The sequence below is a fragment of the Microbacterium sp. genome (assembly GCF_035554235.1).
Lineage (GTDB): Bacteria > Actinomycetota > Actinomycetes > Actinomycetales > Microbacteriaceae > Microbacterium.
In genome coordinates this window covers 1-9,984 of the sequence record NZ_DATMIO010000102.1, presented here as the reverse complement: position 1 = coordinate 9,984, position 9,984 = coordinate 1, and the positions used below count along the sequence as shown (strand labels likewise).

Annotated in this window: 10 protein-coding genes and 1 tRNA gene; 4 read left to right on the top strand and 7 right to left on the bottom strand. The window is 69.7% G+C overall.

Annotation, left to right across the window (positions count from 1 at the left end; genetic code table 11):
- Window positions 1-489: 489 nt before the first annotated feature.
- Window positions 490-906, top strand: coding sequence for a dehydrogenase (locus VNT50_RS05070; protein ID WP_325484015.1), 417 nt, complete (start codon window positions 490-492; stop codon window positions 904-906).
- A 15-nt stretch (window positions 907-921) separates the two neighbouring features.
- Here the strand turns inward: VNT50_RS05070 and radA are convergent, their stop codons facing one another.
- Entirely contained in the window at window positions 922-2,286 is a 1,365-nt protein-coding gene (radA, locus tag VNT50_RS05065; protein ID WP_325484014.1) for a DNA repair protein RadA, read from the bottom strand.
- 184 nt (window positions 2,287-2,470) lie between these two features.
- Here radA and VNT50_RS05060 point away from each other — a divergent pair, with 184 nt between their 5' ends.
- Entirely contained in the window at window positions 2,471-2,929 is a 459-nt protein-coding gene (locus VNT50_RS05060) for an SRPBCC domain-containing protein (RefSeq protein WP_325484013.1), read from the top strand.
- Window positions 2,930-3,029: 100 nt separating this feature from the next.
- On the opposite strand, the gene VNT50_RS05055 is transcribed toward VNT50_RS05060, so the two are convergent.
- Window positions 3,030-3,989 carry an L-lactate dehydrogenase gene (locus VNT50_RS05055; protein ID WP_325484012.1) on the bottom strand — a complete coding sequence of 320 codons (960 nt, stop codon included), beginning with the start codon at window positions 3,987-3,989 and terminating at the stop codon, window positions 3,030-3,032.
- 115 nt (window positions 3,990-4,104) lie between these two features.
- Between VNT50_RS05055 and VNT50_RS05050 the strand changes: the two genes are divergently transcribed.
- Together VNT50_RS05050 and VNT50_RS05045 are read left to right on the top strand one after the other, a co-directional pair.
- Window positions 4,105-4,195, top strand: a tRNA-Ser gene (locus VNT50_RS05050).
- A gap of 227 nt (window positions 4,196-4,422) precedes the next feature.
- A complete protein-coding gene (locus tag VNT50_RS05045; protein ID WP_325484011.1) occupies window positions 4,423-5,700 on the top strand; it encodes an ATP-binding protein in 1,278 nt (425 codons plus the stop codon).
- 35 nt (window positions 5,701-5,735) lie between these two features.
- On the opposite strand, the gene VNT50_RS05040 is transcribed toward VNT50_RS05045, so the two are convergent.
- From VNT50_RS05040 to VNT50_RS05020, 5 genes are all read right to left on the bottom strand, one after another.
- A complete protein-coding gene (locus VNT50_RS05040; RefSeq protein ID WP_325484010.1) occupies window positions 5,736-6,743 on the bottom strand; it encodes a HoxN/HupN/NixA family nickel/cobalt transporter in 1,008 nt (335 codons plus the stop codon).
- Window positions 6,744-6,809: 66 nt separating this feature from the next.
- Window positions 6,810-7,532 carry an urease accessory protein UreD gene (locus tag VNT50_RS05035; protein WP_325484009.1) on the bottom strand — a complete coding sequence of 241 codons (723 nt, stop codon included), beginning with the start codon at window positions 7,530-7,532 and terminating at the stop codon, window positions 6,810-6,812.
- The gene (ureG, locus tag VNT50_RS05030; RefSeq protein ID WP_325484008.1) at window positions 7,529-8,311 is read right to left on the bottom strand and encodes an urease accessory protein UreG; all 783 of its coding nucleotides are present in this window, start codon (window positions 8,309-8,311) and stop codon (window positions 7,529-7,531) included. The genes VNT50_RS05035 and ureG overlap by 4 nt, the downstream gene beginning before the upstream one ends.
- Window positions 8,304-8,978, bottom strand: coding sequence for an urease accessory protein UreF (locus VNT50_RS05025; RefSeq protein ID WP_325484007.1), 675 nt, complete (start codon window positions 8,976-8,978; stop codon window positions 8,304-8,306). Before VNT50_RS05025 ends, ureG begins: the two co-directional genes overlap by 8 nt.
- 8 nt (window positions 8,979-8,986) lie before the next feature.
- A partial coding sequence (locus tag VNT50_RS05020) for an urease subunit alpha (protein ID WP_325484006.1) occupies window positions 8,987-9,984 on the bottom strand: 998 nt, incomplete at its 5' end.

The window sequence follows — 9,984 nt, the reverse complement described above, 5'->3', positions numbered from 1 at the left end:
CCCCAGCGGTGAGATGCGAGTCGCGCAGTGAGCGATGGGCCCCCTCGAGTCATCCAGTCCCCAATGGGAGACTCGAGAGGGCCCCTTCTTTTCCGGCAGGTGTCGCGTCCCCCGCTTGGTCATCGGCGGTAAAGAGTGGGGTCATCGGCAAGAACGTGTGGATGGGCTCGGGCGTGTCATCCTCTTTCGGCCCATCCGGTTCGTAGCCAGAGGCCTTCGTCATCGAGTCATCCACGGGGCATTCCAGCGCATACGTCACGCCGCTCCAGGCCCCGGCACAATGCGCATAACTCCTGCAATTCACCGGCCGCACGGCCGCTGTACGGCGCGCCCCGGCGGGCACCACCGGAAATGCAGGAGTTACGCGCGGTCGGCTGGGTGCTGCGCCTGCCCCCATGCGCGAGCACACCGCCGGATCCCAGGCATTGCTCCGGGGCTTCCTGGCGTAGCCCGCGCTCTCGGGTCGTGGGCTCTGGGTACGCTGAACGCATGGCCGCGGCATCCGCTCGAAAGAGCAAGAAGAAGGGCGTGCCCGTGGAGTTCCGCTCCGAAGCCCTCGCCCAGGCACTCGAGAGGCAGGACATCGCCGCCGTCGCCTTCGCCCTGCGCAACGGCAGCACGATCGTGCCGCTCATCACACCCGGACCCCGCGACAGCCCCCTCGACGGCGGCGAGGTCTGGACGTATCGGGATGCCGCGACCGGCGATGTCGCCCTCTTGCTGTTCAGCGACGCGAAGAACAAGCCCGCGAATCTCCCGCCGAGCGTCGGGGTCTACTCGCCCGCGTGGTTGCGCGCATTCCTGACGGCGCACCGCGAGACGATCACGACCGTGTTCCTCGACATCGCCGGCCCGCACCCGATGCAGGCCGCACCCGACGAGCTGCTCAAAGCGCTCGATGCCTGAGCGAATGCCGACGAGCTAGAACTCCGGCACGTCCTCGTGGGGTCGCGCGCGCCCGCGCGCCTTCACGTCGTCCATGGCCCCGCGCAGGGTCTTCGAGCGCTCGTCGATGAGCTGCCGGTACCCCAGTCGCGCGGCCTCGGAGCGCCGCTGACCGGCCTGCGTGACCGGGCGGATCTCGCCCGCAAGGCTCAGCTCGCCGATCGCGGCGAAGCCGTGCGGTACGGACGTGTTGCGCACCGACCCTGCCACCGCGATCGCGATCGCGAGATCGGCCGCGGGCTCGGTGAAGCGCACGCCACCGACCGTCGACACGTACACGTCCTGGTCGGAGACCTTGATGTTCGCCCGCTTCTCGAGCACCGCGAGCACCATGGCCACCCGCGAGGCGTCGACGCCGTGCACGATGCGCCGCGGGTTCGGCGCGCCCGTCGAGATCGTGAGGGCCTGCACCTCGACGGGCAGCGCCCGCTTGCCCTCCATCGCGATCGCCACGCAGGTGCCGGCCTCGGGCGCTCCGCGGCTGAGGAACAGGCCGCTCGGGTCGGGGACCTCGGCGATGCCCGCCCCGGTCATCTCGAAGCAGCCGACCTCGTCGGTGGGACCGAACCGGTTCTTCAGCGCACGCACGAACCTCAGCGACGTCTGCCGGTCGCCCTCGAAATGGCAGACGACGTCGACGAGGTGCTCGAGCAGGCGAGGGCCGGCGACCTGACCGTCCTTCGTCACGTGTCCGACGAGCACGATGGGCAGGTCGCGATCCTTCGCGATGCGGATGAGCGTGGATGCGACCTCGCGCACCTGGCTCGGGTGCCCCGCCATGCCCTCAGAGAGCGACGACGACACGGTCTGCACGGAGTCGACGATCACGAGCTCGGGCTCCACCTCGTCGATGTGCCCGAGGATCGTCGCGAGATCGGTTTCGGCCGCGAGGTACAGCTCGTCGTGCAGGGCACCGGTGCGCTCGGCGCGGAGCCGCACCTGCCCGGGAGATTCCTCGGCGCTCGCGTAGAGCACGCGGCGGCCGGCGCGTGCGCTCTGCGCCGCGACCTCGAGCAGCAGCGTGGACTTGCCGACACCGGGCTCGCCGCTCAACAGGATCGCGGCCCCGGGCACGAGGCCGCCGCCGAGCACGCGGTCGAATTCGGCGACACCGCTCGTGCGCCGCGGCGCCTCGCGCGTGTCGATCGCCGTGATGGGCCGGGCCGCGCGGTCGCCGGTCGGTGTCACCGGGGTCAGGTGGCGCAGGATGCCGGTCGGCTCGGCGGCCTCGATGACCGTGCCCCACTGCTGACACTCGGCGCAGCGCCCCGCCCATTTCGGCGTGGTCCATCCGCACTCGCTGCAGCGGTACGCGGCGGCAGCCGGGCGTCGGGTGGGCATGCGTTCAGGCTAGCCGGGGCGCCCGACATCCGCCCGCCGCCATGCCCGCGCCGCGCACACCTGGCCCGACGAGCCGCCGCTCAGCGCACACCTGGCCCGGCGAGCCGCCGCTCAGCGCACACCAGCCCCGCGCCATGCCCGCGCGCACACAGCCCGGCCGGCCGCCTCGCGTAGGCTGGCGGGCATGCGCGTCGACTCCGCATCCCGCCTCATCGCCGTCCCTCCCGGCACGATCTTCCGGGCGTTCGTCGAGCCCGACCTGCTCGGCGCATGGTTGCCGCCCGAGGGCATGACCGGCCGTCTCGAGCGCTTCGATCCTGTCGTCGGCGGGGGTTTCCGGATGGTGCTGACGTACGAGTCGGCCGAGGGCCGAGGCAAATTCGACGACGGTTCGGATGTCGCGGACACACGCATCGTGCGGCTCGAGCACCCGACCGCGGTCGTGTGGGAGGTGGATTTCCCATCGGAGGATCCGGCGTTCTCGGGAACCATGACGATGACGTGGAGCTTCGCGGCCGGCGAGGCCGGCACCCTCGTCACCGTGCGGGCCACCGACGTGCCGGACGGCATCGACCCGCACGACCACGCGGTCGGGCTCGCGTCGTCCCTCGCCCAGCTCGAGAAGGCGGTGCTCGTCGCCTGATCGACGGGCCGCATTCAGGCTGTCCGGTGCGGGAGTGCTGTCCGGGGGCACCATCCCAGGCGGCGGCGCCGATCGAGCCTGTATGCGGTACACGAAGCCCTCAGCGCACCGGCCGCAGGCTCTCCACGACCGAGCTCAGGGCGTCCGACGACCGGCGCAGCAGGGTGAGCTCCTCGTCCGAGAACGGGGTCTCGCGAATCGGCATCGCGCCCGACCCGCTGACGATCGACGGCACCGACAGGGCGACGCCGTCGACCCCGTGGAAGTCGCTCAGCACCGTGCTGACGGGCATGACCGCGCGCTCGTCCTTCAGCACGGCCTCGACGATGCGCGTGCTCGCGAGCCCGATCGCGTAGTTGGTGGCGCCCTTGCCCTTGATGACCTTGTACGCGGCATCGCGCACGTCGATGGCGATCCGGTCGAGCTCGTCCTTCGTCATGCGCGGGTGACCCTCGGTCTCCCATTCGAGGATCGGGACGGTGCCGATCGTGGCCTTCGACCACAGGGGGAACTCCGTGTCGCCGTGCTCGCCGACGATGTAGGCGTGCACGCTGCTGGTCGAGACGCCGGCGCGCTCGCCGAGCTTCCAGCGCAGGCGAGAGGTGTCGAGCACGGTTCCCGACGCGAAGATGCGCTCGCGGGGGAGCCCGGATGCCTCCGCCGCGAGCACCGTGAGCACGTCGCAGGGATTGGTCACGAGCACGTAGATCGCGTCGGGGGCGACCTCGAGCAGCCGCGGCATCATCTTCGCGATGATCCCGGCATTGACCCCGGCGAGCTCGATGCGACTCTGACCCGGATCCTGCTTGGCGCCGGCCGTGATCACGACGATGTGCGAGCCCTCGACGACCGAGATGTCGGAGCCGCCCACGATGTCGCTCGCGCCCGTGAACTGCGTGCCGTGGGCAAGATCGAGCACTTCCGCCTCGACCTTGGCGGTGGCGATGTCGTAGAGGGCGACGTGGCGCGCGGAGCCGCGGATGAGGGCCGCGTAGGCGACGCTGGCTCCGACGCTCCCCGCGCCGACGACGGTGAGTTTCGAGTTCTCGATGACGCTCATGTCCCCAGTCTGTCGGCATACGGGACGGATGCCCGAGTGTGCCGGGCGGATGCCGGCGGCCGGTCGATCGCGATCGATTCGCGAGCTGGGGTCGGGGTGACGTAAACTCTTCGGCGGTGACGTGTCCGAGCGGCCGAAGGTGCAACTCTCGAAAAGTTGTGTAGGGTAACCCCCTACCGTGGGTTCAAATCCCACCGTCACCGCCAGAAAACCCCTGATCAGCGTCACTTTCGAGTGACGCTGATCGGCGTTTGGGAACGTGAGCGATCCGTCCACGTCTTGGCGGTCGTTGCGGACCGAGCCGGCTGCGGATTGACACCCAGCCGCGCGCCACAGGGTCGTGCCCGACGATCAAGGATCCGCAATACGATCGGCACGCTGTTTGTTTTCGCAGGCCCATGCAGAAGTCGGGCTCAGAGTCGAAGGAGACCAAATGACAGGTTGGCGCATCCGCGATTATCACGCCGACGACGTCGACGGGATTCTGCGACTGTGGGAACAGATGCTCACGGCCAATGCCGAGCCCGTCTACGGCCTGTCCGATGTGCTGGCGTCGTGCGCGAAGGATCACGCCGTCGTCGCAGTGGTCGGCGACGAGGTGGTCGGTGCCGCGATCGGGCGCGCGGCGCACGCGCAAGGATGGGTGGTGTTCCTGGCCACGGCTTCTCACGCGCGGGGGACCGGCATCGGCTCCTCCCTGCTTGCGGCGTTGGAGGCGCGCATGGCCACGGTGGGCATATCCAAGATGTCGGCGCTCATGCCGGCCGCCGAGACCCGCGTCGGGGCGTTCCTGCACCAGGGGTTCGTCCTGAAGCAGGATCTGCACTACTTCGAGCGTCACATCCCCGTTCAGCGCGAAGAGCTGAAGATCCTCGCGGAGTTGGGCGGAAGAGTCCTTCCGCGAGGGCTCTGGGACGCCGTCGGTGGGATGACCGCGGAGAAGGATCTGCTCGAGCGACGCGTCGTGATGCCGCTCGCACAGTCCGAACTCGCGGATCGATTCGGCGTCATACCTCCACGGGCGATCGTTCTGTTCGGGCCTCCCGGCACCGGCAAGACCACGTTCGCGAAGGCGATCGCGTCGCGCCTGGAGTGGTCATTCGTGGAGGTCTTCCCGTCTCGTTTGGCGTCCCACCCTGGCGGGCTCGCTGGTGCCCTGCGTGAGACGTTCACCAGGATCTCCGAGCTGGAGCACGCCGTCGTCTTCATCGATGAGGTCGAAGAGATCGCCTCGCACCGGCAGGGCGAGCCGCCCTCACCGACCCAAGGTGTGACGAACGAACTGCTGAAGATCATTCCCGCCTTCCGTGAGCAGCCCGGGCGGCTGCTCATCTGCGCCACCAACTTCATCCGGGCGTTGGATGCCGCGTTCCTCCGTCACGGGCGGTTCGACTACGTCATCCCGATCGGGCTCCCCGACGAACAGGCCCGGAGCGCGATCTGGCAGCGGTACATTCCCGCGGCGGCGGTCGGCGTCGACGTGCAGGTGCTCGTCGAGATGACCGAGGGCTTCTCTCCGGCAGACATCGAGTACGCCGCCCGCAAGGCGTCCCAATCCGCGCTCGAGAACGCCGTGAACGCGGGCGGTGAAGACCCCGAAGGACCGTTCATCGACGACTACGTCGCGGCGATCTCAGCGACGCGCGCAACTGTCTCCGCCGATGTCGCTGCGGAGTTCTGGGAGGACATCGAGACCGTGGGACGTCTCTAGCGTCCCGCGCAGGCTCCGGTCCGGACCTCTCGGACTCAGCTCGTGCGCAACCGCGGCCACCGGGTGACAAACAGCACGGCTGCCCATGTGACCAGGAGCACGCCCGTGAGCACGAGCCCGAGGTCGTCGATCCCGACCGACGCCAACCACGGCAGGGGGCCGCCGAGGCCCAGGTTCGCGACGAGCACGTCCGCGAGCTGGACGCTCGCGATCAGTACTGCCGCGGCGACCGAGAGCCCGGTCATCGCCATGGCGTACACCCGACCGAGGTGGCGGCGCCCGGGCTGCCACGTGTAGGCGAGACGCATCACTGCGCCCTGGGTGGTGTCGAAGGCGCTCATTCCGGCGGCGAACAGAATGGGCAGGGTGAGCGCCGCCCACCAGGGCACAGCCGCGAGCGTGGCGGCACCTGCCAGTGCCAGCAGCCCGATCTCGGTGGCGGTGTCGAAGCCGAGGCCGAACAGCAGTCCGACGATGTACATCCGGGACGGGCGATCCACCGCCTTCTCGAAGGGCCCCAGCATCCGGAGCACCGGCCCGCCTGCGTGCCCGTGGCGCCGGCGCAGGGACGCGATGTTGATAGCGGCGATGACGAGCAGGAACACGCCCGAGACGGTGGGGCCGATGACCCCTGTCCAGGTGCGAAGGGCGGAAGAGTCATCGGCGAGCGATGAGCCGATCGCCGTTATCCCGAGGGTCAGCAGGATGCAGAGCACGACGACGATCGTCGAGTGGCCGAGTGAGAACCAGAACCCGACCGTGCTGGCCGGCTTGCCGCGTTCGGCGAGGCGGCGGGCGGTGTTGTCGATCGCGGCGATGTGATCGGCGTCGAACGCGTGCCGCACTCCCAGGGCGTACGCGGTGAGCCCGACGCCGAGCGTCACGACCGTGCCACCACCACCGCCGAGCGGGATGCCGGCCGGGATCACGAGCAGGATGAGAACCCCCCAGCCGAGCACATGCAGGAGCACGATCAGCGAGATGACACCGATCGTGCTCCGCCGGATGCGTGCCGGGGTTTCATCTTCAGCGAGTTGCGTCAACGCGATTCCTTCCGTTGCCGGTACGGCGGACCATTGTTCCAGGACGAAGGACGGGCCAGGCGGACATCACCGCGCGAGAACCGGCTCGCGCGTGGGCGACCGCTCCTCGGCACGCGCGACCCACGCATCCCAGACCGGATCGAGGGGCGAGCCGTGCGTGTGGTCGGAAAGGTGGCGCGCCATCGCTCCCGGGCGATCGAGCTCGAGGTCTCCCGGGCGCGGGGGCGGGCGGAATCCCACGGCGATCACGGCATCGAGCACGCGGTTGCTGCCGAGCACACCGGGCTCGGGCACACGGCCGTCGGCATCTAGCCGCTCGAGCAGGACAGGGCCGCTTCTGTCGACGACCGAGAGCGCCGAGATCAACCGGCCGCCTCGCTCGCCATGCCTGCCGAGCACGAGCGTCTCGCGGATCACGGCTCTCGCGTCGGATTCCAGGATCAGCGAGCTGCGGCGTTCGACGTCGGCCCCGTCCGTGACGACGAACGGCAGGCCGTGCCACAGCAGCGTCCCACCGGCTCCGATCCGCACCTCCAGAATCCACGACGAGCGCGGCCCGCGGTAGGCGACCGTGCCCCCGACATCCTCGATCTCGAGAGTGCAACCGGGGCCGACGTCGATCTCGACGTGCACCTCGTCGCCGCCGAGCAGCACCATTCCGGCCGCGGCAACCGCGACGTGCGCGCGCACGGCATCGCGCGAGATCAGGCGTGGTGCGAGCGCCCCGACCACGAGCTCCACGTGTGCGCGTGGCTCGCGCGCGGTGACCCCGATGCGCGTGGTGGTCACTCGTTCGGGTTCATTCCCGCGCCGGCATGCGTGCGCGAGTGGTTGTGCGGGGCATCCTCGGTGTGCGAGTGGATGAAGCCGCCGTCGGGATGCTCGTCATCGGCGTGGAAGTGCGGTGCCATCGGGCCGGGGTCTTGCGCGATGTGGGTGCCGGCCCGGTGACTCGCGAGGATCGTGAGAACCCACGTGCGCAGCGCCGCCACCGCGGCGGCGTCGTGCCGCGACAGGGCCAGGACCGCGCGGCCGTCTCGTGCCGCCTCGGCATCCGCCACCATCTGCGCCACATCGACGCCGACATAGGGCGCGAGGTCGGTCTTGTTGACGACGAGGAGGTCGGCGCGACCGATGCCCGGGCCGCCCTTCCGAGCGACGTCGCCTCCGCCTGCCACATCGAGCACGAAGATCTGCGCGTCGACCAGAGCGGGCGAGAACGTCGCTGTCAGGTTGTCGCCGCCCGACTCGATGAGCACGATGTCGAGGGGTGCGAAATCCCGCTCGAGGTCCTCGGCGGCGAGCAGGTTGGCGGTGATGTCGTCTCGGATCGCGGTGTGTGGACAGGCGCCCGTCTCGACAGCACGGATGCGGTCGGGGTCGAGCACGCCGGCCGAGCGCAGGAACCGGGCATCCTCGTCGGTGTAGATGTCGTTGGTGATGACACCGAGGCGCAGTTCGGTGGCAAGGGCCCGGCACACGGTCGCGATGAGCGACGACTTGCCGGTGCCGACGGGGCCGGCGACACCGAGCCGGAGCGCGCGGGGCGCGAGCGGGGAATCAGGCACGGAAGAGTCTCCTGTTCGTTCGGGCGTGAGCCTCGGTCCATACTTCGGCTTGCGGGGCGCTCCCCGCAGGGATCGCCTCGGGTGAATCGAGGGCAGCGAGTTGCGAGATGAGGGGATCGACCGCGGCGCATGCGTTCACCACGAGCCGCACGCCGTCGACGGGGTCGCCCGGTTCCAGCTTGAGAAAAGCCGCGACGCCGCCCGCCATGTCGTCGTACACGACCACGCGTACGAGGGTCTCGGCGTCGAGTCCCGTGTGCGCGGCGATCGCACCGAGCACGATGGGCCGGGCCGGCAGTACTGCCTCCCCGGCGGTCAGGGCGGCGATCGCCGGAGACTGCGGCCAGAGCCTCTGCGCGAGTCGGAGAAGCCCGCGGCCGAGGTCCATCGAGGCGGCACGGGCGGCACGACTCGGGGTTCGCGCCGCCCACGCCCTTTCGACGGGCTCATAGGAGGCACCCATCAGGCCGGCCCGTCGCGCCACGACCGCCGTTGCCGCATCGACGATCGTCGTCGTCCGCGCGCGGGCCCGCAGGAACGCCCCGACGTCCTGTCGGGCGAGCCCGCCCTGGATCGCCGGCTCGACACCCGCGGAGAACGCATGCCCTCCCGAAGGCAGGCGCGCGTCGGCGAGCAGCAGGGTGACGGTGTGCGCGGCGGAGTCCATGACGGGTCTCAGAAGAGGTTGTACAGCTGGGCCAAGGGGAGGGATGCCGCGGGCGCCGGTTCGACGTCTTCGCCGTCGATTGCGATCTCGAACGTGTCGGGACGAATCCGGATCGATGGGAGAACGTCGTTGTTCTTCATGTCGGCCTTGCCGATGTGACGCGTGGGCTCGACCGCGGCCAGTCGGCGACGCAGGCCGAGCGTCTCGGCGAGACCGGCATCGATCGCCGCCGGAGAGACATAGGTGACAGACACGTCCGCCCCGATCGTGTCGCCGAAGGACGGACGCATCATCACGGGCTGGGGCGTCGGGATCGAGGCATTCGGGTCGCCCAGCGCGGCCCACGCGATCGCGCCGCCCTTGATGACGACGGCCGGCCGAACACCGAAGAACTTCGGGTCCCACACGACGAGGTCGGCGAGCCTGCCGACCGCTATCGACCCCACGTCGTACGCGATCCCGTGCGCGATCGCGGGGTTGACCGTGTACTTCGCGACATAGCGTCGCGCGCGCTCGTTGTCTGCCGGCATCCCACCGCCCAACCCACCCCCGAGTGGGCCGCGACGGTGCTTCATGACGTGCGCGACCTGCCAGGTGCGCGTGACCACTTCGCCGATGCGGCCCATCGCCTGCGCGTCGGACGATGTCACCGACAGGGCTCCGATGTCGTGGAGGATGTCTTCCGCGGCGATCGTGGTGGCACGGATGCGCGACTCCGCGAAAGCGAGGTCCTCCGGCACTGCAGGGTTGAGGTGATGGCAGACCATCAGCATGTCGAGGTGCTCGGCGACGGTGTTGACCGTGTGCGGCAGCGTCGGGTTCGTCGAGCCGGGGATGACGTGGGGGAGCGATGCCACCTTCAGGATGTCCGGGGCGTGGCCCCCGCCGGCGCCCTCGGCGTGGAAGGCGTGGATCGAGCGGCCGTCGATGGCCCGCAGCGTCGACTCGAGGTAACCGGCCTCGTTGAGGCTGTCGGAGTGCAGCGTCACCTGGACGCCCATTTCCT

What these genes read in the sequence shown, in the direction of transcription:
- VNT50_RS05055 (WP_325484012.1), bottom strand. Translation starts at nt 3,989, where the DNA reads ATGAGCGTCATCGAGAACTCGAAACTCACCGTCGTCGGCGCGGGGAGC.
- VNT50_RS05070 (WP_325484015.1), top strand. Translation starts at nt 490, where the DNA reads ATGGCCGCGGCATCCGCTCGAAAGAGCAAGAAGAAGGGCGTGCCCGTG.
- VNT50_RS05060 (WP_325484013.1), top strand. Translation starts at nt 2,471, where the DNA reads ATGCGCGTCGACTCCGCATCCCGCCTCATCGCCGTCCCTCCCGGCACG.
- radA (WP_325484014.1), bottom strand. Translation starts at nt 2,286, where the DNA reads ATGCCCACCCGACGCCCGGCTGCCGCCGCGTACCGCTGCAGCGAGTGC.
- VNT50_RS05025 (WP_325484007.1), bottom strand. Translation starts at nt 8,978, where the DNA reads ATGGACTCCGCCGCGCACACCGTCACCCTGCTGCTCGCCGACGCGCGC.
- VNT50_RS05045 (WP_325484011.1), top strand. Translation starts at nt 4,423, where the DNA reads ATGACAGGTTGGCGCATCCGCGATTATCACGCCGACGACGTCGACGGG.